Source organism: Xanthobacter autotrophicus (genome assembly GCF_029991245.1).
Classification (GTDB): Bacteria; Pseudomonadota; Alphaproteobacteria; order Rhizobiales; family Xanthobacteraceae; genus Xanthobacter; species Xanthobacter autotrophicus_C.
In genome coordinates, this window is the sequence record NZ_JAIVFO010000076.1 from 1 (window position 1) to 21,790 (window position 21,790).

A 21,790-nucleotide genomic window follows, 5' to 3' on the forward strand; every position below is an offset into this window, starting at 1 on the left:
CCGCTCCACAGCCCCCGCCCCGCCCCCGCAAGCCGCTCCTCGACCGGCTGAAGGGGTGGCTCGCCGACCATGATCCCGGCGGGGTCGATCTCACCCGGGCGTTCCATCTCGGCGTTTCGTTCGTGATCGTCATCCTGGTGGGCTACGCGACCTCGAGCGCGTTCCGGCTGGGCATGAACGTCACCTTTCCCATGATGGCCGGCTGTGCCGCGCTGGTGATGATCAGCTTCAATCCGGCGGCGAGCGTCGCCGCCGAGGCGCGCACCATGGGGCGCCTGTTCGCCCTCGGCTTCGCCTTCCTGCTGGCGGTGACGCTGGTGGGCCCCGGCGAGGGGCCGGGCAACGACATCGTCCAGAAGCTGCTGCTCATCCCGCTCTCCTTCTTCGCCCTGGCGCTGCGGCGCTACGGCATGGACGGGCAGCGGCTCGGCCTCGCGCTCATCGTCGTCGCCACGGTCGGCACCATCCTCATGCCGACGCGGATCGAGGGGGCGCTGCTGCTGGCCGCCTTCTGCCAGGGCGCCCTGGTGGCGGCGGCAGTGCGGCTTTCCCCGTGGCGGCCCTCCGCCGTCCACGCCTTCGTCGAGACCACCCTCGACATGCAGGGCGCGGTGGCGGCCTATCTGCGCGAGCTGTCGGAGGCGGTGCGCCACGGCCGGCATTTCCCGGAAGAGGCGAACGACGCGCTGGAGAACCTGCGCGGCCGGGTGTGGAACGCCCTGGCGTCGGCCATTGCCGAGGACCCCTCCGCCCAGCCGGATTTCGAGCGCCTGAGGGTGCGTTTCTACCGTCTGCGGGTGGCGGTGGAGCTGCTTGCCAGCTGCGTGCCGCAGAAGGCGCCGAACACCCCGGACTGGCGCCACCCCTTCGCCGCCGCCGCCGACCACATCGCCCGGCGGCTGGAGGCGGTGGAGGTCTCCGACGTGCATGCGGAGGAGCGCTACGAGCGCGCGGTGGCGTCCCTGCGCCGCCTCGCCTTCGCGCCGGAGCTGCCGCCGGACGCCCGCTTCGCGCTGCTGCGGGCGCTGACCGCGTTCGACCGCCTCTCCCTCGTGGTCACCGGCATCGCTGCCGCCGAGACCGCGCCCTTCCCGCCGCCCCACGACGAGACGGCGCCCGCCGCGCCCGCGCCGCGCGTCATCCCCGCGCTGGTGAAGGGGCCGGACGGCCGGCGCACCCTCTCCGCGCCCATGCGCGTCGCCTGCCAGGGCGCCATCGCCACCGCCGTGACCACCGCCCTCGACCTGGTGGTGCATCTCGACCACGCCTATTGGGCGACCATGACCGTCATGTTCGTCATCGGCAACAGCGTGGGCGAGACCTACATGCGGGTGCGCTACCGCACCGTGGGCACGCTCATCGGCGTGGTGCTGGGCATGGGGCTGTTCCTGGGCCTTGGCCCGCACATCTGGATTCTCGCCGCCTTCTGCATGGCGGCACAGATGATCGCCCTCGTCACCCAGAAGGACCGCTACGACGTGGCGTCCGCTGCCGTGGGCCTGTCGGTGGTGCTGGGACTGCACATCATTTCCGGGCTCGGCACCGAGGGCATGCTGGCGCGCATCTACGAGACCGCCATCGGCGCCGCCATCGCCCTGGTGGTGTCCTACCTGGTGCTGCCGGTCTATCTCGCCGAGCAGTTGCGGCCGGAGGTGAGGGCGCTGGTGCGCCGTTCCCGTGCCGCCTTCGCCTCCTGGTGGCCCCACCAGGGGGAGAAGGCGAGCGTCTCCGCCCTCGCCCAGGACGTGCGGGCCATGGGCACGCGCCTGCCCAATCTCGGCGCCGAGCAGGTGTTCGGCCATTCGGCGGGGGATGCGGCCAACATCGTCTCCACCCTCGACGTGCTCATCACCTATCTCGCCCTCATGGAGGACGTGGCCCTGCGCCTGTCCGCCATGGGCGCCGATGCGCGCGAGGAGGTGGTGGCCGTGGTGGAGGCGGCGCGCTCGCGCATCCTCACCGGCTTCGAGGTGGTGCTGGGCGAGGCCGGCAGCGGCAGCGCCGATGCGGCAACCCCGGCGGTGGACGCCGCGGTCTCCACCGTGCTGGGCATGGCGGACGACCCAGCCGTGATGGAGGTGCTGCCCCTGGTGGCGGACTATCTCGCCTATTCCGACGCGGTGCTGCGCCCGCTGCGCGAACTCAACGCGGCGCTGAACGAGGGCGTGCCGTGGCGCAAGGAGGAGATGATCGCCGCCGGCCGCGCCGCCGCAACCGGGACCATCGGCAAGGGGTGAGGGGTCGCGCCGGCTCTCAACTCCCCACGGGCTTGAAATGCTTGGAGAGCTTCAGGCCCTGTCCCTGGTAGTGGGAGCGCATGTCGGCGCCGTAGAGGGTGCCGGGGCGACCCGCCATGCGCTCATAGACGAGGCGGCCCACCGTCTGGCCATGTTCCAAAATAAAGGGCACCTCCCGCGAGCGCACCTCCAGCACCGCGCGGGCGCCGCGCCCGCCGGCCGCCGGATTGCCGAAGCCGGGATCGAAGAAGCCGGCATAATGCACCCGGAACTCGCCCACCAGGGGATCGAACGGCACCATCTCCGCAGCGTAGTCCGGCGGCACGTGCACCGCCTCCCGCGAAGCCAGGATGTAGAAGGCGTCGGGGTCGAGCACCAGACCCGCCGTGCGGCCCGGCCGCACCCGGATGGGCTCCCAGAAATCCTCCACGTCGAGCACGCCGGCCTCGTCCACGTCGATGACGCCGGTATGCTTCTTGGCGCGGAAGCCCTGCAGGCCGGGGATCACCTCGCCGGCGAGATCGACCCCCAGCGCGATGCCGCCCGCCGCAACGTCCGGCTGGGCCGCATCCACCAGGCATTCGGCCGACTGGAGGCTCAGCAATTCGAGGTCCGACAGCCGCGAGACGCCGCGGCGGAAGCGCACCTGCGACAGGCGCGAGCCGGTGCGCACCAGGATGGGGAAGGTGCGCGGGGAGATTTCCAGATAGAGCGGGCCGTTATAGCCGGCGGGAATGGTATCGAAGGCGCGCGCCCCGTCGGTGATGACGCGCACGAACACGTCGAGCCGGCCGGTGGAGCTTTTGGGGTTTGCCGCCGCCGCGAGGTCGAGGGGCAGCTTCAGGCGCTCGAACAGCTCCACCAGATAGACGCAGCCGGTCTCCAGCACGGCGCCCTTGGCCAGGTCGAAATCGTGCAGGGAAAGGTCGGCGAGGCGTTCCTTCACCGAGACGCCCGCCCCCGGCAGGAAGCTCGCGCGCACCCGCCACGCCGTGCGGCCAAGCCGCAGGTCCAGGCTCGCCGGCTGGATCTGGTCCGCGTCGAGCGGCCGGCGGCAGGAGATGGCACCCGTCGCCTTCAGCGCCGAAATGGCCTCGGCGGGCAGGATACCGGGCTTCAGATGCTCCGTCGCTCGCACCGTCATATCCGCTTTCCCGTCCTTTTTGTTCGCTTTACCGGACGAAGCCCTTGACGCCAAGGGGAGGCCGGGCGTTAACTGCTACGCACTCGTGGTGAATTTGAGCCGGCCCGCTTGCAGCCACGTTAAACAACCTTGCTAAAAGGCCGGGGACGAACAGACGGGCAAGCCGCGCGCGCCGCACACCGGCCACCGCGGCGGCGAACCGCGCCTGATCCCCTCGGCCTCCCCCGGAGACCGTCATGTCCGTGGCGCAAAAGCCAGCCCCCAAATTCGTCCCGAAGGATCCCCTTACACTCCACCCGGAGACGCGCCTAGTCCATGGCGGCACCACGCGCTCGCCCTATGGCGAGACCTCCGAGGCGCTGTTCCTGACCCAGGGCTTCGTCTACGACAATGCGCAATCCTGCGAGGCCCGCTTCAAGGGCGAGGATCCGGGCTTCGTCTATTCGCGCTATTCCAACCCCACCACCGCCATGTTCGAGGAGCGCATGGCGCTGCTGGAAGGGGCGGAGGCGGCCCGGGCCACGGCCTCGGGCATGGCGGCGGTGAACGCGGCGCTGCTGTGCCAGCTCTCCGCCGGCGACCATGTGGTGGCGGCGCGCGCGCTGTTCGGCTCCTGCCGCTGGATCCTGGAGGACTTCCTGCCGCGCTTCGGCGTCGAGACCACGCTGGTGGACGGCAAGGACCTGGCCGCCTGGCAGGCGGCGGCGAGGCCCAGCACCAAGGTGTTCTTCCTGGAAAGCCCCACCAATCCCACCCTGGAGCTGATCGACATCGCGGCGGTGGCGCAGATCGCCCACAAGGCCGGCGCCCGCCTGGTGGTGGACAACGTGTTCGCCACGCCCCTGCTGCAGCATCCGTTCGAGCTGGGCGCGGACATCGTGGTCTATTCCACCACCAAGCATGTGGACGGCCAGGGCCGCTGCCTCGGCGGCGTGATCCTCTCCTCGCAGCAGTTCGTGACCGACCACCTGCAGACCTTCCTGCGCCAGACCGGCCCCTCCATCTCCCCCTTCAACGCCTGGATCATGCTGAAGGGCCTGGAGACGCTGGCGCTCCGGGTCGAGCGCATGCAGGCGAGCGCGGGCCGCATCGCCGATGCGCTGGCGGGCCTGCCCAGGATCGAGACGGTGATCTATCCCGGCCGCGCCGACCATCCGCAGGCGGAGCTGGCCCGCCGGCAGATGAAGGGCGGCGGCACCCTCGTCACCTTCGTGGTGGAGGGCGGCAAGGAGGGCGCCTTCCGCTTCGCCAACGCGCTCGGGCTGATCCGCATCTCCAACAACCTGGGGGATGCCAAAAGCCTCATCACTCATCCGGCCACCACCACGCACCAGCGATTCTCGCCCGAGGCCCGCGCCGAGATGGGGATTTCCGACGGCCTGCTTCGGCTTTCCGTGGGGCTCGAGCACCCGGACGACCTCCTCGCCGATCTCGCCGCCGCCGCCGAGGCCTTGTAAAGGCTCTATTCCCGGCACGCGACGGCGCGGACTGTTGCACCCGGACCGCAACGCGGGTTCACTGTGGCCCGCGGGGGCATTTTCTCCCGCGGTGAGGGGAGCTCGAGCGGGTATGTACCGCGCCATCACTCGAAATATTCAGGTGACCGCGACGCCGCGTTATGTGGCGGAGCGTTCAGAGGCCGACCAGGGCCGTCATTTTTGGGCTTATACCGTCGAAGTGGCCAATTTGGGCCAGGAGACCGTGCAACTTAAGGGTCGCCACTGGATCATCACTGACGCCAACGGGCACACCGAGGAGGTCCACGGCGCTGGCGTGGTGGGCGAAGAGCCCACCCTGCCACCCGGCAGCCGATTCGAATATACCAGCGGCGTCTCGCTCAATACCTCCACCGGGATCATGAACGGGCACTACGAGATGCTCGCCAGCAACGGCGACACCTTCTCCATCGAGATCCCGGCCTTCTCGCTCGATGTGCCGGACGTGCGCCGGGTGCTGAACTGAGAAACGCCGCGGGCGAGCGCATTTTCCGTGCACACCCGTTCGCGGGAAATGCTCTATCCCGTTTGCGCATCGCATTTTTTTAACGCCGGCCGGGATCTACTTCGCGCGAAGACGCTTGAGGGAAGGGGGACGTCATGCACGCCGCGCGCATACCAACGGTGGAGGCCGAGGCCGTTTCGGTGCTCAGCCTGCGCCCGGTGGCGGCGACGCTCGGCGTCCTCCTGACCATCCTCGGCGTCGCCATGCTGCTGCCCGCGGTGGTGGATTTCGCCACACGCTCCGGCGGACAGGGCGCCTTCGTCGGCGCCTCGGCCATCACCATCTTCGTCGGCGTGCTGCTGTGGATGAGCGGGCGCAGCCAGACGGTGAGCAAGCTCGACCTCAGGCAGGCCTTCCTTCTGACCACCTCGGTCTGGGTGGTGCTGTCGCTGTTCGCCGCCCTGCCGCTCATGTGGGGCCACTCGCGGCTGTCCTTCACCCGCGCCATGTTCGAGAGCATGTCCGGGCTGACCACCACGGGGGCGAGCGTGATGTCGGGGCTCGACGCCATGTCGCCCGGCGTCCTGCTGTGGCGGGCGCTGCTGCACTGGTTCGGCGGCATCGGCATCGTCGCCATCGCCATCGCGGTGCTGCCCATGCTCTCCGTCGGCGGCATGCAGCTGTTCCGCACGGAATCCTCCGACAAATCGGAGAAATTCCTGCCGCGCGCCGGCGCCATCGCCAAGCGCCTGCTCATCGCCTATGTGCTGCTCACCGCCGCCTGCGCCGGCTTCTACCTGGTGGCGGGGCTGAAGCCCTTCGATGCCGTCACCATCGCCATGTCCACCTTGTCGAGCGGCGGCTTCGCCAATTCGGACTCCTCGCTCACCGTGTTCGCCAAGCCGGCGGTGGATTATGTGGCCGTGGCCTTCATGCTCATGGCCGCCCTGCCCTTCCCGCTCTATGTGCGCGCCTTGTCCGGCGACCCGTGGCGGATCTTCTCCAATCCGGAGGTGCGGCTGTTCTTCGCCATCGTGGCCCTGTTCACCACCCTCTCCTTCCTGCAGTTGACCTTCAGCGGGGTCGCCTCCGGCGAGACGGCGCTGCGCTGGGCGCTGTTCACCGTCGCCTCGCTCATTTCCACCACCGGCTTCATGGCGGCGGACTACACGAACTGGGGCGCGACCTCGGACGCCATCTTCTTCGTGCTGATGTTCATCGGCGGCTGCACCGGCTCCACCTCCGGCGGCCTGAAGGCCCTGCGCCTTGCCATCACCGCCAAGGCGATCCGCCAGCACCTGAAGCGCATTTCCTTCCGCACCGGCGTCTTTCCCCTGCGCTACGGCGGCGCGCCGGTGGCGGACGACGTGGTGGCCTCGGTGCTGTCCTTCGTCTTCCTCTATCTGCTCGCCTTCTTCCTCTTCGGCGTCGGCCTCAACATGCTGGGCCTCGACCTGAAGACCGCCTTCTCCGCCGCCATCGCCTGCCTTTCCAATGTGGGGCCGGGGCTTGGACCGCTGGTGGGGCCGGCCTCCAACTTCGGCGTCCTGCCCGATTCCGCCCTGTGGCTGCTCACGGCGGCCATGCTGCTGGGGCGGCTGGAAATCCTCACCGTGCTGGTGCTGTTCCTGCCGCGCTTCTGGGTCCGCTGACCCGGCGCCGCGCGCACCGGAAAAGCCGGCGCGGCGCCGGAGCGAAGGCACGAAAAGCCCGCGCGGCGCGGAAGCACAGACGTCCACAAAGCCCGCGCGGCGCCTGAGCGAAGGCGCTCAGAAATGCGCCATGTAGCCGCCGTCCACCGCCAGCACGTGGCCGGTGACGTAGGAGGCCGCGGGCGAGGCGAGGAACACCGCCGCCCCCGCCACTTCGTCCGGCCGCCCCCAGCGGCCCAGCGAGGTGCGGCGCGACAGCCATTCCCCCACCGCCTGGTCGCGCGCCAGCTCGGCATTGGGCTCGGTGAGGAAATAGCCGGGCGCGATGGCGTTCACGGTGATGGCGTGCGGACCCAGATCCGCCGCGAGGGCCCGCGTCAGCGCCTCCAGCGCGCCCTTCGCGGTGGTGTAGGCGGCATCGCCAGCCCGCGAGAGCGGCCCGGCGATGGAGGTGATGTTGATGATGCGCCCGCCCTTGCCCCGCGCCACCATGGTTCTGGCCACCTCGCGCGTGAGATGGGCGGGGGCGAACAGGTCCAGCTCCACGAGCCGGCGGAACGCGGCGTCCTCCATGTCGAGGAAGCCGCGCCGGTCGCGGGCGCCGGCGTTGTTCACCAGGATGTGGATGGGTGCCGCCATGGCGATGGCCTGCGTGACGGCATCGGCATCGCACACGTCGAGCACCAGCGGCTCGGCCTTGCCGCCCTTGCGGATGATGGCGGTCACCGCCGGGCCGAGGCGGGCCGCATCCCGGCCGTTCACCAGCACATGGGCGCCCGCCAGGGCAAGGGCGGTCGCGATCTCATAGCCGAGGCCGGCCACCGAGCCGGTGACGAGGGCGGTCTGGCCCTCCAGCGAGAAGGGATGGGTCAAGGGCGGGCTCCCGGCCATTGGGCGTTCCCGGCTTCCTACCGTTCCGCACGGGGTGCGGCCAAGCCGTCAGGCCAGAAGATAGCCGAGAAGCGCGCCGCAGATGGCGCCGAAGAACAGGCCGCCGTCGTGCAGGGCGAGGGCGAGGCGGCTGGGCGGACCGGCGCGATAGATCCAGGCCGTGGCACCCACGGTGGCCACCGACCAGCCGGCGCCCACGCAGATGAGGGCGGCGGTGATGGTCTCCGGCGTCCCGAGGCTCTGGAGCGGGATGCCGACGGCCACCAGCAGCGCGCCGGCAACGGCGATCACCAGGGGCGGCACGCGATCCCCCACGAAGGCCAGCGGCACGGCGGGCGCATACATGGCCGCCACATGCAGGGCGATGAAGCCGAACACCGCAGCCCCGCCGATGCCACAGCCCACCAGCGCCAGCGGCGCGCCGGACATGACGGTGTTCATGCCGAACCAGGCCGCGCCGCCCACCAGGGTCGGCCACAGGATGGCGGACAAGGGCGCCCTCGCCCTGGGACGGAACACGGTGGTGGGGTCCGCGGCGAGCGCGACCGCGACCCCGAGGGAGCAGGTGTGCGCCAGGGCCGCCAGCGCCGCGGCACCCACGAGGAAATAGGGGGCGGCGAGCTGTTCGGCAAAGCCCGCGAGCGTCGGCCCGGCGAAGGCGGCGGCAACGCCGCCCGCAAGAACGCCGGCCGTGGCGGCGGCGGGCCGGCCGCTCGCGGCGGCGGCCTCATGCCGGTAGAAGAAGGAGAAGCCCTGCGCCATGCCGAGCCACAGGGCTCCGAGGCAGGCCCAGGCGAACTGGCGCTGGATCAGCGCCGCTATCAGCAGCGCCCCGCCGGCGATGCCCAGCGACGCGCCGAGCGCAAAGCCGGTGCGCCGGCCGAACGCGTCGCGCAGGAAGGAGGCCGGGAAAGAGGCGAGCGCGGCTCCGAGCAGCATGGCCGCGAACGGCCAGGTGACCAGCTCCGGCCGGGGCGCCAGCTGGGCGCCGGCGAGCGGCAGGGCGGCGGAGGCCACCGTCTGCGCCAGCACCGCGAAGGCGAAGCCCAAGGCCAGGCCGAAGGTGGAGACGGGGCGCGGCCCGTTGTCGTTGGCGGGGGCGTCGAGCTGCGGATCGCAGACGCAGACGAGCATGCCCGCGCGGGGTTCGGGGGCGGACGCGATGCGTCTCATGGCTTGGAGGCACCGCTGCGGGGCAGGCCCGCTGGAGACGTGCTCGCCGGTGGCGCGCCGGAACCGGGCAGGTCGTCGTCCGACAGGACGCGCACGGCGGCCCCGTCGAGATCGTCATACTGGCCGCTCTTCAGGCTCCAGAGGAAGGCGAAGAGGCCGGTGAGGCCGAGCAGCAGCGCGAGCGGCAGGAGATAGACGAGGACGTTCACGCGGCCGCCTCCTCCAGTGTGCGGGCATCGCCGCCGGCAGGGGCCGCGGCGTCGGACGCCTCATCCTTGCGCCCCGGCCGCGCCGCGCGCAAGGCGTTCACGGTCACGAGTATGGAAGAGCCGGACATGGCAAGCGCCGCCACCAGCGGCGTGACAAAGCCGGCGATGGCCAGCGGCACCGCGATCACATTGTAGAGCACGGCAATGGCGAGGTTCTGCCGCATCAGCCGCGCCGCCACCCGCGCCCCGTCCACCGCCGCCAGCACCGGCGCGAGGCGTCGGCCGAGGAACACCGCGTCTGCATGGGCCTGCGTCACCGCCGCGCCGGTGGCGGGGGAGAGGGAAACGGCGGCAGCGGCAAGGGCCGGGGCGTCGTTGAGGCCATCGCCCACCATCAGCACCCGCCGGCCGTCCGCCTTCAGGCGATCGAGCGCGGCGATCTTGTCGGCGGGCTTCAGGCCGGCCTCCCAATGGGCGATGCCCAGCGCCTGCGCCACGGGAACCACCGCCGCCTCGCGGTCGCCGGAGAGGATGCGCACCTCAAGGCCGCGGGCCTTCAGGGCGTCCACCACCTCAAGCGCGTCGGGCCGCAGGGCCTGCTCCACGCCGAGGACCAGGGTCCGGGCGCCACGGCGCAGCGCGATCAGGGAGGCCCCGGACGGCAGGTCGGCGGGCAGGGCCGCGCCGCAGAAGGCGAGGCTGCCAAGGCGCACGGCCTCGCCATCCACCACGGCCTCCACGCCCTGCCCGCTCACTTCGGTGACGCCCTCGATGGCCGGGCCGTCGGCGCGCGGGGCGAGCGCCCGGGCCAGCGGGTGGCGGCTCGACAGGGCCAGCCGCCCGGCAAGGCCCACCAGTGCCCGGTCCGCGCCGCGTGGCAGGGCAAGGGCCGGCTCCGGCAGGGTCAGGGTGCCGGTCTTGTCGAACACCACGGTGTCCACGGCGGCGAGGCGCTCCAGCATGTCGCCGGCATTGATGAGCAGGCCGGCGCGGAACAGGCGGCCGGTGGCCGTCACCTGCACCGCCGGCACCGCGAGGGCCAGCGCGCAGGGGCAGGTGATGATGAGCACCGCCACCGCGATCATCACCGCATGGTGCAGGTCGGCCCCGGCGAGGAGCCAGCCGATGGCCGAGACCAGCGCCGTCAGATGCACCATGGGCGCGTAGAGCCGCGCCACCCGGTCGGCGAGGCGCACATAGGCGCCCTTCTCGGCCAGCGCGCCGTCCAGCAGACGCTGGACATCGTCCACCAGCGTGTTCTCGCCGCCGGCGGTCACCGTGAGGTGCAGCGCGCCCTCGCCGTTGAGGCTGCCGGCATAGACCGCATCCCCCCGCTTCAGGGCGCGCGGCAGGGTCTCGCCGGTGACGAGGCTTTCGTCGATGCTGGACTGGCCGGAGGCGATGACGCCATCCGCCGCCACCCGCTCGCCGGGGGCGACGAGGATGGTATCGCCCGGCTGCAAGGCCTGCACCGGCACCAGCACCGGTACACCGTCGGCACCGAGGCGATGGGCCATCTCGCCCCGCAGGGCGGCGATGTTGCCGGCCGTGGCGCGGGTGCGCCGGCGCGCCTCATGGTCGAGGTAGCGCCCGGCCAAAAGGAAGAACAGCAGCATGATGGCGCTGTCGAAATAGGCGTGGGGCTGGCTCAGCGCCGTCTCCAGCACGCTCATGCCCAGCGCCAGGGTGACGCCGATGGTGATGGGCACGTCCATGTTGAGCCGGCCCGAGCGCACCGCCCGGAACGCGCTCTGGAAGAAGGGCTGGCCCGCATAGGCCGCCGCCGGAAGCGCGATGAGCGCCGAGACCCAGTGGAAGAAGTCCCGCGTCTCGGGGGTGATGTCGGTGACGTTGCCCGACCACACCGAGACCGAGAGCAGCATGATGTTCATGGCCGCGAAGCCCGCCACGCCCAGGCAGCGCAGCAGCCAGCGGGCGTGGCGCGCCTCGCTCTCCTCGGCGCGGCCGGCGAAGGGGTGGGCGCGGTAGCCCAGGGCTTCCAGCTGGCTCACCACCCGGTCCGGCGAGGTCTCCTCGCGCCAGGCCACGGTGAGGCGGTGGGTGGAATAATTGAGGCGCGCGCGCACCACGCCCGGCAGCGCCTTCACCCCGTCCTCGATCTCGGCGATGCAGGCGGCGCAGTCGATGCCGTCCACGGCGAGGCTCATCTGGGCGAGGCCGTCCTCGGACCGCGCGACGAAAATGGAATAGTCGATCGCCTCAGCCATGGCTCCATCCCCGGGGGCTGCGGGGCCCCGCTGCACCGCGCGGCGGGAAGATGCGGACCCGAATGAGAGAAAAGTACGACAGGCCGGCCGGCGCGACGAACCGGCCGGCCTGGTCGTACTCAAGGTGCAGACGACTCTGGACGGATGCCGCCCGGCAGTCTCGATGCCGCCTCGGGAGGCCGGAGGAAGCCGGTTGCCCGTTCACAGCGGCTTACGGAAGCTGCACACGATTTTTGGACCGGAACTGGCGCTCTCCGCCTTGCGCAAAATCAATCACCAGATCCCACTGGCCCGGACCCGCCGCCGCCGTGGCGCGGTACCGGCCGTCGCCGAGGGGCTCAAGGTCCAGGTCCACGTCGCGCCGGGCGTCGGTGGGGTGGGCGAAGCGCCCGTCCGGGGTCAGCTGCGACAGGGGCGCGCCGGACGGGTCGAGCACGCGGATCGTGACCACACGGGCCTCGTTGCCCGGCGAGGCCAGTTCCACGTTCACGCTCCAGTGCCGCGCGGCCTGCGCCTCCGCGGCGCGGTGCTCGGCCGAGAAGGCGAGACCGGCCTTGTAGGAACTCTCCGTCTCCACCCCCGCAAAGGTGGAAACCGCAAGCCGCGCCATGAGGAAGTTGACGCCCATAACCACGCCGAAGAAGGCGAGGAGCATCAGGAGCACCGCCCGCCCGGTCAGCTCGCGCGGCCTGCGGGGGACATCAGCATGGGCCATGTCATCCCTCCCTACTTTGTCCGGACCGTTGCTCACGGGCCGATGAAGTGATCGTTGACCGCCGCCGTCAAGCCCGAAGCCGTGTCGCGGATGCGGAAGGTGATGGGCAGGGACGCCTGCGAGGCCAGCTTGTCGCGGGTGGTCACCAGCACGCGGATCTCGCGGGTCTGGTCGGGACCGATGGTGAGGCCGCCGGCATCGTCGCCGATCACCTCCAGGCTCGCGCCGGGCACGCCGTCCGCCGTGAGGACGAAGGTGCGCTCCTCCAGCTTCTTGTTGATCAGCCGCACCGTATAGGCATTGCGGATCGAACCGTCCGACAGCCGCACGAACAGCGGGTTGCGGTCGTGGATGGCGGCGACGCCCTCCGTCGAGCGGCCGAGGAGCGAGGTCAGCATCAGCCCGGCCACCAGGCAGATGAGCACCGCGTAAAGGATGGTGCGGGGCCGGATGATGCGCTGGGTGAACGGCGTGTGGGCCAGCCGCGCCTCGAGGTTCGCCTCGCTGTCGTAGGCGATCAGGTCGCGCGGGCGGCCGACCTTGTCCATCACCGTGTTGCAGGCATCGATGCAAAGGCCGCACTGGATGCAGGGCAATTGCATGCCCAGTCGAATGTCCACGCCCGTGGGGCAGACGGCGACGCACTGGCCGCAATCGACGCAATCGCCCGCCGGCTGGCCCTTCTCGCGGGCGGCCTCGGCCTTCTTCAGCGAGCCGCGCGGCTCGCCGCGGTCGTAGGCGTAGGTGACGTTGAGGGCGTATTCGTCGGTGAGCGCGGCCTGGATGCGCGGCCACGGGCACATATAGGTGCACACCTGCTCGCGCATGTGGCCGGCAAGCGCATAGGTGGTGAAGGTCAGCACGCCGATGGACATGTAGGCCACGGCCGGCGCCTGGAAGGTGGCAAGCTGCACCACCAGAGTCGGCGCATCGGCGAAGTAGAGCACCCAGGCGCCGCCGGTCCACCAGGCGATGAGCAGCCAGATGGCATGCTTCAGCGTCTTGTGGGCGAACTTGTCCAGCGTCCAGGGCGCCGCATCCGCGCGCATGCGCTCGCGCCGGTCGCCCTCGATCAGGCGCTCCACCGCCATGAACAGGTCGGTCCAGACCGTCTGCGGGCAGAGATAGCCGCACCACACGCGCCCGGCCACCGCATTCATGAGGAACAGGATCAGCGCCGCCAGGATGAGCAGGCCGGCAACGTAGTAGAATTCCTGCGGCCAGATTTCCAGAAAGAAGAAATAGAAGCGGCTCGATGGAAAATCGATCAGAACCGCCTGGCTCGGCGCATCGGGACCCCGGTCCCAGCGCACGAAAGGCAGGAAGTAGTAGATGCCGAGCGTGACCGCGAGCACGATCCACTTGATGGTGCGGAACCGGCCGTGGACGGTCTGCGGATAGATCTGGCGACGGGCCTCATAGAGCGGAATATCGTCGGGGTCGGCCACGGCGGCGGCGGCCTTCTGCTCGGATTTCGTGGTCAGGGCAGTCATGGGTTGCTTGCCGAAGGTTGGCCAGCCACCTTGGGCCGGCGATGCGGGTTGAGGGCAGGCCCTCATTGGGCCGGCCCTGGTCTCGGGACATCCGCCCGGCGCCGACACGGCAACATTCATAGCTTAGAATGTTTGTCCGGGCCTTCGGGCGAAAGGTCGCGCCGTCGATTGGTCGCGCGACCTTTTGGCTCCCCCCGCGCCCCGCGTCGGCTCCCCTCGATGCCGGCGCGTGCTCCCCTTTTGCTCCTGCCGGCGCGGTCGGTCCGCGCGAGCCTGCCGGATGGGCGACGTCAGCCCAACGGCCCGGGCTGCATCACCCGCATGGGCGAAGTCCCCTCCAACCCGGAAAGAGCACGCGCCGGACCGGGCAACAAGCTCCGATCCGGCGCGGTTCACGTTTCAATCTGCGCGCCCGGCCGGCGCGGAGCAAGCCGGGCCGTCCCTCCAGCCTGCGTCAGCGTCCGCCGCCGAGCGAATGCACGTAGACGGTGAGCGCCTTGATGGTGGTCGGCTCGATGCGCGCGTGCCACGCCGGCATCACGTTGCCGCGGCCGTTGACGACGCCGTACTCAATGCTGGCCTTGTCCGAGCCAAAGAGCCAGATGCCGTCCGTGAGGTTGGGGGCGCCCAGTTCCTGGTTGCCCTTGCCGTCGTCGCCATGGCAGGCGGCGCAATTGGCGGCGTACACCTCCTTGCCCTTGGCGAAATCGGCGCCGGGCTGGGCGATGCCGGACAGGGTGCGCACATAGTCCGCCACCGCCGAGATTTCCGCCTTCTGGAGGATGCCGTCGCGGCCGAAGGCGGGCATGGAGCCGGTGCGCGCCTCGGCATCGCCGGAGCGGATGCCGTACTGGATGGTCTGCTGGATCTGCTCCAGCGAGCCGCCCCACAGCCAGTCGTCGTCATTGAGGTTAGGGAAGCCCGTGGCCCCGCCGCCACCGGCGCCGTGGCACGGCGCGCAATTGTCGGCGAAGGCGACGCGCCCCTGGGCCCGGGCGAGGGTCAGCAGCGCCGGCGTCTGCTCGATCTGCTCGAGCGAGGCGTTGGCGAGCTTGGCCGCGCTCTCGGCGCGCAGCGCCTGGAGATCGGCGAGCTGGACCTGGATGGCCGAGCGCGAGTGCCAGCCGAGCAGGCCCGGCGTTGCCGAGTTGATCAGCGGCCATGCGGGGAACAGGATCCAGTAGCCGATGGCCCAGACGATGCAGGCGTACCACACCCACAGCCACCACCGCGGAAGCGGGTTGTTCAGCTCCGAGATGCCATCCCATTCGTGACCGGTGGTCGAGACGCCGGTTGCGGCGTCCACCTTGCCATGGTGGGTATCTTGAGTCGTGCTCACGGGATCAATCCTCTTTGAGCGGGATGTTGGCGGCGTCGTCGAATTCCTTCTTCCTCGTTTTCGAGGGCCAGAAGACGTAGGCGATCACCAGCAGGAAACCGAGGACGAAGAGCACGAGGCCCCAGGTCTGGGCGAAGGACGCGAGCCAGAGATAGGTCTCGTGCATCAGCTCACCTCACGTTGGCTTGGTTGTCGTAGAGCTTGAAGTCCACGAGCGTGCCCAGCATCTGGAGGTAGGCGATGAGCGCGTCGGCCTCGGTGAGTTCGCCGGGATTGCCGTCGAAGTCACGGGCCTGGGCCTTGGGATAGCGCTTGTCGAGACCGCTGGTGTCGCCGTCGGTCGTGGACTGGGCCTTCAGGTCCTCCTGGACGTTCTCGATCATCGCGTCCGTGTAGGGGACGCCGAGCAGCTTGAGGTCCTTCAGGTCGGCCGCGAGGTGCTTGGTGTCGAGCCTGGTCTGGGTGAGCCAGGGATAGCTCGGCATGATGGAGGCCGGCACCACGGCGCGCGGGTTGTGGAGATGCTCGCGCTGCCACAGGTCCGAATACTTGCCGCCCACGCGGGCGAGATCCGGGCCGGTGCGCTTGGAGCCCCACTGGAACGGGTGGTCGTACATGCTCTCGGCCGCCAGCGAATAGTGGCCGTAGCGCTCCACCTCGTCACGCAGCGGGCGGATCATCTGCGAGTGGCAGTTGTAGCAGCCCTCGCGCACATAGATGTTGCGTCCCGCCAGTTCGAGGGGGGTGTAGGGGCGCATCCCCTCCACCTTCTCGATGGTGCTCTTCAGGTAGAAGAGCGGCGCGATTTCCACCAGGCCGCCGATCGAGATCACGATCAGGATGCCCAGCATCAGCCAGTAGGAGTGCTTTTCGAAGATCTGGTGCTTGGACCAGATGGAGGTGCCTTGCGTTGCCATGAGTGCCTCCTCATTCCGCAGGCGCAAGGGCGAGCGACTGCTCGGCCGCCGCTTCGGGCATGGTGATGGTCTTCCAGATGTTCCAGGCCATGATCAGGGCGCCCGACAGGAACAGGATGCCGCCGAGGGCGCGGATGACGTAGAGCGGGTGCATGGCCTCGACGCTCTCGATGAACGAGTATTCGAGGAAGCCGAGCTGGGTGTAGGCGCGCCACATCAGGCCCTGCAGGATGCCAGCCACCCACATGGAGGAGATGTAGAGCACGATGCCGAGGGTCGAGACCCAGAAGTGCCAGGACACAGCCTTGAGCGAGTACATTTCGCGCTTGTTCCACAGCCAGGGCACCAAGCAGTAGATGGCGCCGAAGGAGATGTAGGCGACCCAGCCGAGCGCGCCGGAATGCACGTGGCCGATGGTCCATTCGGTGTAGTGGCTCAGCGAGTTCACCGCCTTCACCGACATCATCGGGCCTTCGAAGGTGGACATGCCGTAGAAGGCCACGGCCACCACCATCATGCGGATGATCGGGTCGGTGCGCAGCTTGTCCCAGGCCCCCGACAGGGTCATGAGGCCGTTGATCATGCCGCCCCAGGAGGGCATCCACAGGATGATCGAGAAGGTCATGCCCAGCGTCTGCGCCCAGTCCGGCAGGGCCGTGTAGTGCAGGTGGTGCGGGCCGGCCCAGATGTAGATGAAGATCAGCGCCCAGAAGTGGACGATGGACAGCCGGTAGGAATAGACCGGCCGCTCCGCCCGCTTCGGGATGAAATAATACATCAGGGCGAGGAAGCCGGCGGTCAGGAAGAAGCCCACCGCGTTATGGCCGTACCACCACTGGAACATGGCGTCCTGGACGCCGGACCAGAGGATGTAGGACTTGGGCGAGAACACCGACACCGGCACCGAGGCGTTGTTGCCGAGGTGCAGCACGGCAATGGTGATGATGAAGGCGAGATAGAACCAGTTCGCCACGTAGATGTGGGGTTCCTTGCGCTTCAGGATGGTGCCCAGGAACACCAGCAGGTAGGTGACCCAGACCACGGTCAGGAACAGGTCCGCATACCATTCCGGCTCGGCGTATTCCTTGCCCTGGGTGATGCCCAGCAGATAGCCCGTACCGGCGATGACGATGAAGAGGTTGTAGCCCAGCACCACGAACCAGGGCGCAAGGTCGCCCACGAGGCGCGCATGGGAGGTGCGCTGGACCACGTAGAAGGAGGTGCCGATCAGCACGTTGCCGCCGAAGGCGAAGATCACCGCCGACGTGTGCAGCGGGCGCAGGCGGCCGAAGGAGATCCAGGGCAGGTCCAGATTGACCACCGGGAACGCCAGCTGGAGCGCGGCGATCACCCCCACGAGGAAGCCCGCGATGCCCCAGACGACGGCGGCGATGGTGCAGAATTTCACCACATCGAAATTGTAGTTGGGCTTGCCGTCGGCATTGACCTGCGGCACGGGCCCGGCCGGCCGGGCCATGTAGCGGTTACCGATGGCGAACACCGCCGCGATGCTGGCGGCGGCGAACAGATAGGCATGGAAGGCGTAGGCGGGCGTGTAGGCCTTGGCGGCCACAATGATCGCGAAGAAGGCGAAGGCGGCGAAAACCACCAGCAGTCCGGCTTCGCCGAACCGCATGGCCTTCGCCGGCGTCCGGATCGGATCTTGGATTGTTGACATTTCAGAACCCCTCGCGCCGAGGTATGAACACTGCACCTGCGGAGCCGCGCCGCACCATGCGCCGCAAGCCCGTTTTCTCCTTGATACAGGTCAAAGCTGCGTGAAGTGACGCGGTCGATGAGCGCTGCGGCGGCCGGTCGCAACCGTCAAGGCTTAGGCCGCGGTCTTCTACACAGGCGACGGCGCGTTCGTCATGCCCCAGCGGCGCGACACCTTGACCGAAGGCCCATTGGACGCCGGAGACGCGACCCTTTTTCCACAGAGCCGGCCAATCGGTCGGCGCCTCACCTTAGCGGCAACGTGCCGCGCGGCATTCAGTCAAGGGTTTGACGAAATCTCGCCACAGCGATGCCCATGGCCAGCAGCATGAGCGCGACCAGCGCGGCGGCATCCACCCTGAGGTCCGCAAACCCTGATCCCTTCAGCAGGATGCCCCGCACCATGCGCAGATAATGGGTGAGCGGCAACCCCTCGCCGATCCATTGCGCCCACAGCGGCATGCCCGAGAACGGGAACATGAAGCCCGACAGAAGAATCGAGGGCAGGAAGAACATGAAGGACATCTGCACCGCCTGGAGCTGGTTTTGCGCCAGGGTGGAGAAGGTATAGCCCACCGACAGGTTCGCGGTGATGAAGAGCAGCGTCGCCGCCGCAAGGAAGACGGCGCTGCCTTCCAGCGGCACCCCGAACAGCACCATGCCGGAGCCGAGAATCAGAATCGCCTGCACGATGCCCACCAGAACGTAGGGGATGATCTTGCCCAGCATGATCTCCACCGGGTGGATCGGCATGGACAGGAGGCTCTCCATGGTGCCCCGCTCGGTCTCGCGGGTCACCGACAGGGCGGTATAGATCAGCATGGTCATGGTGAGGATGGTGCCCAGCAGGCCGGGAACGATGTTCAGCTGGCTGGTGCCGGCCGGGTTGTAGCGCCGGTGCTGGACGATCTCGAACGGCATGGCGCCGGCGGCATCCACGAACCGCTCGCGCACCAGGGCCGAGCCCACCACGCCGGCCAGCGCCGCCAGCGCATTGGCGGAGCCCACCGGGTCGGTGGCGTCCGCCGCCACCAGCAGTTGCGGCTGCTCGCCCCGTCGCAGCGCCCGCTCGAAGCCCGCCGGGATCTCCACGAAGAACAGCACCTCGCCGGCGCGGATCATGTGCTCCGCCTCCTCCGCGCTCCCGGCCTCCTTCACAAAGGCGAAGAAGGCGGTGTTGCGCAAGGCGGCGAGGATGGCGCGGCTCACATCCGTGTTCTCGTGGGCGAACACCGCCGTGGGCAGGTGGCGCGGCGTGGTGTTGATGGCATAGCCGAACAGGATCAGCTGCAGCAGCGGGATCATGATCATGGTGGCGAACGTCACCCGATCGCGCCGCAGCTGGATGAACTCCTTCACGATCATGGCGCCGACGCGCCTCAGGAAGCCGGCCGTCGCCGCGAGCGCCCTCATCGCAGTTCGTCCTTCGACCGGCTCATGAGGTCGATGAACACGTCCTCCAGCGTCGGGGCATCGGCGCGGATGACGAGGCGCGCATCGCTGCGGTAGGGCGCGATCGCCGCCTCCAGCGCCGCCGGGTCGCGCCCGGAGACGTGCAGCGCGGTGCCGAAGGGCGCCACCATCTCCACCCCCTCAAGGGCGGCCAGCTCGCGGGCGAGGCGGGTGACGAGAAGCCCCGCCTCGTGGCCCGCCGCCCCGGCGATCTCGATGGTGACCGTGGCGAGGCCAGCCGCGGCGATCACGCTCTGCACCGTGCCCTGGGCCAGCAACTGGCCATAGGCGATGTACGCGATCTCGTGGCAGCGCTCCGCCTCGTCCATGTAATGGGTGGAGACCAGCACGGTGAGCCCTTCCGCCGCAAGGTCGTGGATCTGCGCCCAGAACTCGCGCCGCGCCTTGGGATCGACGCCGGCGGTGGGCTCGTCCAGCAGCAGCAGGTCGGGGCCGGGCAGGATGCAGGCGCCAAGCGCCAGGCGCTGCTTCCAGCCGCCGGAGAGCGCGCCCGCCAGCTGCTTGCCGCGCCCCTCCAGTCCCAGCCGCTTCAGCGCGTCGCCCGCCGCCTTCTCCGGCTCGGGAACGCCATAGACGCGCGCCACGAACTCCAGGTTCTCCCGCACCGACAGGTCCTGGTAGAGGGAGAAGCGCTGCGTCATGTAGCCCACATGCTCGCGGATGCGCCGGGCCTGGGTGAGGATATCCATGCCCAGGCAGGTGCCGCGGCCGGAATCCGGCGTCAGCAGCCCGCACAGCATGCGGATGGTGGTGGTCTTGCCCGAGCCGTTGGGCCCGAGGAAGCCGTAGATCTGCCCGCGCATGACCCGCATGGAGAGGTTGTCCACCACCCGCCGGCCGCCGAAGCTCTTGCAGAGATTCTCCACCTCGATGGCCACTTCCGGCGCGACGCGGGCGGGCACGGGCGCCTGAGCCTCCATCGCGATCACGGCGCAGCCCCCAGGGAAACACTTACCGGCTGGCCCGGCCGGGCCTTGGCGGGATCGTCGGGCCGCGCCTCCACCAGATAGACCAGCTTGGAGCGCTCCTCCCGGCTGTAGATGACGGGCGGGGTGTATTCCGCCTCGGCCGAGATGAAGAAGATCTTCGCCGTGGTCGTCGGGCAGCCGTCGCAGGTGACGGTGACGCTGGCGCCGAGGGCGACTTTCGGCAGCAGCGGTTCCGGCACGAAGAAGCGCACCTTCACCAGCCCCGGCGGCAGGATGGACACCACCGGCCGGCCCTCCGGCACCAGCTCGCCGACGCGGTAATAGACGGTCTGCACCGTGCCGTCCGTGGGCGCCTTCAGGGTGCGCCGGTCGAGCCGCACCTGCGCCGCGACAAGGTTCGCGCGGGCGGCGGAAACCGCCTGCTCGGCCGCCTCGATGTCCTGGGTGCGGGAGGCGATGCGGGCGGCGGAAATGCGCTTGCGCGCCTCGTCGAGGGCCGCCTGGTTCTGGTCGTACTGGTGCTGGGCCGCATCGAGGTTGGCCTGGGAGGAGGCGCCCTTCGGCACCAGGGCCTTCTGCCGGTCAAGATCGACGCGGGACTGGTCGAGGGCCGCGGCGGCCCGCTGTTCCGACGCCTGGAGCACGGCGATTTCCTCGGGCCGCTGGAGCGGGGAGCGCGCATTGGCAAGCCGTGCCTCGGCCTCCTTCAGCTGGGCCGCCGCCCCATCGCGATCGGCGGCCTGCAGGTCGTCCTCCACCCGGGCGACCACGTCGCCGGGCTTCACCACGCGGCCCTCCTCCACCACAAGCGCGCTCACGCGCCCGGGCTCGGTGGGCCCGATGAAGACGAGATCGCCTTCCACATAGCCGGAGAAGCTGTCGCCGGGTTCGACGGCGCAGGCGGCGAGGCCGAGCGCCGCGACGACGGCGAGCAGCAGCAGGCGGGACGGTCGATGGGGGGTCACGTGTCTCTCCATCCGAGCCCGCGCAGCAGCAGGTCGCGGTGGGCCATGAGGAACGCCCTGACGTCGAGCGGATCGAAGGCGCCGAACATGCCGTTCCAGACCACGGCCACGACGGCAGGCGAAATGACGAGCTGGGGAAAGCGCACCGCGAGATCGGAGGTGATCTCGCCGCGATCCAGCCCGCGCTCGGCGATCCTGCGCACGATGGCAAGGCCGCGGGAGACCACCTCGCGGTGGTAGTAGGCGGCAAGCTCGGGAAACCGCGGCCCCTCGGCGATCATGAGCCGGACCAGGCCCTCGGCCGGGGTGCCGATGACCCGCTCGATCAGGATCGCGACGAGCAGATCGATGAGGTCGCGGGTGGTGCCGGGAAACCGGGCGATGGCCGCATCGGCGTCAGCCAGCACCGGCGCGATGTTCTGCTCCACCAGGCCATGGAACAGCGCCTCCTTGTCGGCGAAGTGCAGATAGAGCGTGCCCTTGGCCACGCCGGCCTGTCGGGCCACGTCGTCGAGGCGGGCGCCGGCAAAGCCGTGCCGCGCGAAAACCGTGAGCGCGGCCGCCAGGATGGCGCGGCGGCGGTCGGCCTTGTCCATGGGCGCGGCCCGGCGCCGGCGCGCCAACGGCGCCGGAGGTTGCGGATCCTGGTTCGGCGGGCGCGCCACAATCGTTAACTCTCAATGACTGACCCGTCAGTCACTACCATGAGCACGCCCCTGCTCCAACCTTTCACGCCCCGGATCTTTTCGCGCGCCATCGGTGTGGACG

19 protein-coding genes and 1 riboswitch are annotated in these 21,790 nt (G+C 69.5%); of the genes, 4 read left to right on the forward strand and 15 right to left on the reverse strand.

Going from position 1 to position 21,790, the window contains the following annotated elements:
- Window positions 1-2,237, forward strand: a 2,237-nt coding sequence (locus K9U41_RS13720; protein WP_282641399.1) for an FUSC family protein, incomplete at its 5' end; no start/stop codon positions are given.
- A 16-nt stretch (window positions 2,238-2,253) separates the two neighbouring features.
- Here K9U41_RS13720 and K9U41_RS13725 read toward each other — a convergent pair.
- Window positions 2,254-3,381 carry a 2'-deoxycytidine 5'-triphosphate deaminase gene (locus tag K9U41_RS13725; RefSeq protein WP_282641400.1) on the reverse strand — a complete coding sequence of 376 codons (1,128 nt, stop codon included), beginning with the start codon at window positions 3,379-3,381 and terminating at the stop codon, window positions 2,254-2,256.
- Between the two features lie 75 nt (window positions 3,382-3,456).
- Window positions 3,457-3,537, forward strand: a riboswitch (SAM riboswitch).
- Window positions 3,538-3,617: 80 nt separating this feature from the next.
- Between K9U41_RS13725 and K9U41_RS13730 the strand changes: the two genes are divergently transcribed.
- The 3 genes from K9U41_RS13730 (at window position 3,618) to K9U41_RS13740 (ending at window position 6,974) form a co-directional block, all read left to right on the forward strand.
- Window positions 3,618-4,838: an O-succinylhomoserine sulfhydrylase gene (locus K9U41_RS13730; RefSeq protein ID WP_282641401.1), complete on the forward strand. Its 1,221-nt coding sequence runs from the start codon at window positions 3,618-3,620 to the stop codon at window positions 4,836-4,838.
- A gap of 112 nt (window positions 4,839-4,950) precedes the next feature.
- On the forward strand, window positions 4,951-5,343 hold the full coding sequence (gene apaG / locus K9U41_RS13735; protein ID WP_282641402.1) for a Co2+/Mg2+ efflux protein ApaG: 393 nt from the start codon (window positions 4,951-4,953) through the stop codon (window positions 5,341-5,343).
- A gap of 134 nt (window positions 5,344-5,477) precedes the next feature.
- Window positions 5,478-6,974, forward strand: a complete 1,497-nt coding sequence (locus K9U41_RS13740) for a TrkH family potassium uptake protein (protein WP_282641403.1) — start codon at window positions 5,478-5,480, stop codon at window positions 6,972-6,974.
- A 117-nt stretch (window positions 6,975-7,091) separates the two neighbouring features.
- Here K9U41_RS13740 and K9U41_RS13745 read toward each other — a convergent pair whose 3' ends face one another.
- The 14 genes from K9U41_RS13745 to K9U41_RS13810 all read right to left on the reverse strand — a co-directional run bounded on the left by K9U41_RS13745 (window position 7,092) and on the right by K9U41_RS13810 (window position 21,618).
- Window positions 7,092-7,847, reverse strand: coding sequence for an SDR family oxidoreductase (locus K9U41_RS13745; RefSeq protein ID WP_282641404.1), 756 nt, complete (start codon window positions 7,845-7,847; stop codon window positions 7,092-7,094).
- A 66-nt stretch (window positions 7,848-7,913) separates the two neighbouring features.
- A complete protein-coding gene (locus K9U41_RS13750) occupies window positions 7,914-9,038 on the reverse strand; it encodes an MFS transporter (RefSeq protein ID WP_282641405.1) in 1,125 nt (374 codons plus the stop codon).
- The gene (gene ccoS / locus K9U41_RS13755; RefSeq protein WP_282641406.1) at window positions 9,035-9,247 is read right to left on the reverse strand and encodes a cbb3-type cytochrome oxidase assembly protein CcoS; all 213 of its coding nucleotides are present in this window, start codon (window positions 9,245-9,247) and stop codon (window positions 9,035-9,037) included. The genes K9U41_RS13750 and ccoS overlap by 4 nt, the downstream gene beginning before the upstream one ends.
- The gene (locus tag K9U41_RS13760; protein WP_282641407.1) at window positions 9,244-11,475 is read right to left on the reverse strand and encodes a heavy metal translocating P-type ATPase; all 2,232 of its coding nucleotides are present in this window, start codon (window positions 11,473-11,475) and stop codon (window positions 9,244-9,246) included. Before K9U41_RS13760 ends, ccoS begins: the two co-directional genes overlap by 4 nt.
- Before the next feature lie 211 nt (window positions 11,476-11,686).
- On the reverse strand, window positions 11,687-12,190 hold the full coding sequence (locus tag K9U41_RS13765) for a FixH family protein (RefSeq protein WP_282641409.1): 504 nt from the start codon (window positions 12,188-12,190) through the stop codon (window positions 11,687-11,689).
- 32 nt (window positions 12,191-12,222) lie between these two features.
- Window positions 12,223-13,683 (reverse strand): cytochrome c oxidase accessory protein CcoG, encoded by a 1,461-nt coding sequence (gene ccoG, locus K9U41_RS13770; protein ID WP_282641410.1) that lies wholly within the window; start codon window positions 13,681-13,683, stop codon window positions 12,223-12,225.
- Between the two features lie 454 nt (window positions 13,684-14,137).
- Window positions 14,138-15,022 (reverse strand): cytochrome-c oxidase, cbb3-type subunit III, encoded by an 885-nt coding sequence (ccoP, locus tag K9U41_RS13775; protein ID WP_282641411.1) that lies wholly within the window; start codon window positions 15,020-15,022, stop codon window positions 14,138-14,140.
- Window positions 15,023-15,026: 4 nt separating this feature from the next.
- On the reverse strand, window positions 15,027-15,188 hold the full coding sequence (locus K9U41_RS13780; RefSeq protein WP_149575222.1) for a cbb3-type cytochrome c oxidase subunit 3: 162 nt from the start codon (window positions 15,186-15,188) through the stop codon (window positions 15,027-15,029).
- A 4-nt stretch (window positions 15,189-15,192) separates the two neighbouring features.
- Complete coding sequence (ccoO, locus tag K9U41_RS13785; protein WP_282641413.1) at window positions 15,193-15,939, reverse strand: cytochrome-c oxidase, cbb3-type subunit II; 747 nt, start codon at window positions 15,937-15,939, stop codon at window positions 15,193-15,195.
- A gap of 10 nt (window positions 15,940-15,949) precedes the next feature.
- The gene (gene ccoN / locus K9U41_RS13790; protein WP_282641414.1) at window positions 15,950-17,575 is read right to left on the reverse strand and encodes a cytochrome-c oxidase, cbb3-type subunit I; all 1,626 of its coding nucleotides are present in this window, start codon (window positions 17,573-17,575) and stop codon (window positions 15,950-15,952) included.
- A gap of 356 nt (window positions 17,576-17,931) precedes the next feature.
- On the reverse strand, window positions 17,932-19,068 hold the full coding sequence (locus tag K9U41_RS13795) for an ABC transporter permease (RefSeq protein WP_282641416.1): 1,137 nt from the start codon (window positions 19,066-19,068) through the stop codon (window positions 17,932-17,934).
- A complete protein-coding gene (locus K9U41_RS13800) occupies window positions 19,065-20,048 on the reverse strand; it encodes an ABC transporter ATP-binding protein (RefSeq protein WP_282641420.1) in 984 nt (327 codons plus the stop codon). The genes K9U41_RS13795 and K9U41_RS13800 overlap by 4 nt, the downstream gene beginning before the upstream one ends.
- Before the next feature lie 5 nt (window positions 20,049-20,053).
- A complete protein-coding gene (locus K9U41_RS13805; RefSeq protein ID WP_282641418.1) occupies window positions 20,054-21,022 on the reverse strand; it encodes an HlyD family secretion protein in 969 nt (322 codons plus the stop codon).
- Window positions 21,019-21,618 (reverse strand): TetR/AcrR family transcriptional regulator, encoded by a 600-nt coding sequence (locus K9U41_RS13810; protein WP_282641419.1) that lies wholly within the window; start codon window positions 21,616-21,618, stop codon window positions 21,019-21,021. Before K9U41_RS13810 ends, K9U41_RS13805 begins: the two co-directional genes overlap by 4 nt.
- Window positions 21,619-21,790 lie beyond the last annotated feature (172 nt).

Bases quoted from the DNA above. Each gene is read 5' to 3' on its own strand.
- K9U41_RS13810 (WP_282641419.1), bottom strand. From the start codon at position 21,618: ATGGACAAGGCCGACCGCCGCCGCGCCATCCTGGCGGCCGCGCTCACG.
- K9U41_RS13780 (WP_149575222.1), bottom strand. From the start codon at position 15,188: ATGCACGAGACCTATCTCTGGCTCGCGTCCTTCGCCCAGACCTGGGGC.
- apaG (WP_282641402.1), top strand. From the start codon at position 4,951: ATGTACCGCGCCATCACTCGAAATATTCAGGTGACCGCGACGCCGCGT.
- ccoG (WP_282641410.1), bottom strand. From the start codon at position 13,683: ATGACTGCCCTGACCACGAAATCCGAGCAGAAGGCCGCCGCCGCCGTG.
- K9U41_RS13725 (WP_282641400.1), bottom strand. From the start codon at position 3,381: ATGACGGTGCGAGCGACGGAGCATCTGAAGCCCGGTATCCTGCCCGCC.
- K9U41_RS13795 (WP_282641416.1), bottom strand. From the start codon at position 19,068: ATGAGGGCGCTCGCGGCGACGGCCGGCTTCCTGAGGCGCGTCGGCGCC.
- ccoN (WP_282641414.1), bottom strand. From the start codon at position 17,575: ATGCGGTTCGGCGAAGCCGGACTGCTGGTGGTTTTCGCCGCCTTCGCC.
- ccoO (WP_282641413.1), bottom strand. From the start codon at position 15,939: ATGGCAACGCAAGGCACCTCCATCTGGTCCAAGCACCAGATCTTCGAA.
- K9U41_RS13730 (WP_282641401.1), top strand. From the start codon at position 3,618: ATGTCCGTGGCGCAAAAGCCAGCCCCCAAATTCGTCCCGAAGGATCCC.
- K9U41_RS13750 (WP_282641405.1), bottom strand. From the start codon at position 9,038: ATGAGACGCATCGCGTCCGCCCCCGAACCCCGCGCGGGCATGCTCGTC.
- K9U41_RS13765 (WP_282641409.1), bottom strand. From the start codon at position 12,190: ATGGCCCATGCTGATGTCCCCCGCAGGCCGCGCGAGCTGACCGGGCGG.
- K9U41_RS13740 (WP_282641403.1), top strand. From the start codon at position 5,478: ATGCACGCCGCGCGCATACCAACGGTGGAGGCCGAGGCCGTTTCGGTG.
- K9U41_RS13760 (WP_282641407.1), bottom strand. From the start codon at position 11,475: ATGGCTGAGGCGATCGACTATTCCATTTTCGTCGCGCGGTCCGAGGAC.
- K9U41_RS13800 (WP_282641420.1), bottom strand. From the start codon at position 20,048: ATGGAGGCTCAGGCGCCCGTGCCCGCCCGCGTCGCGCCGGAAGTGGCC.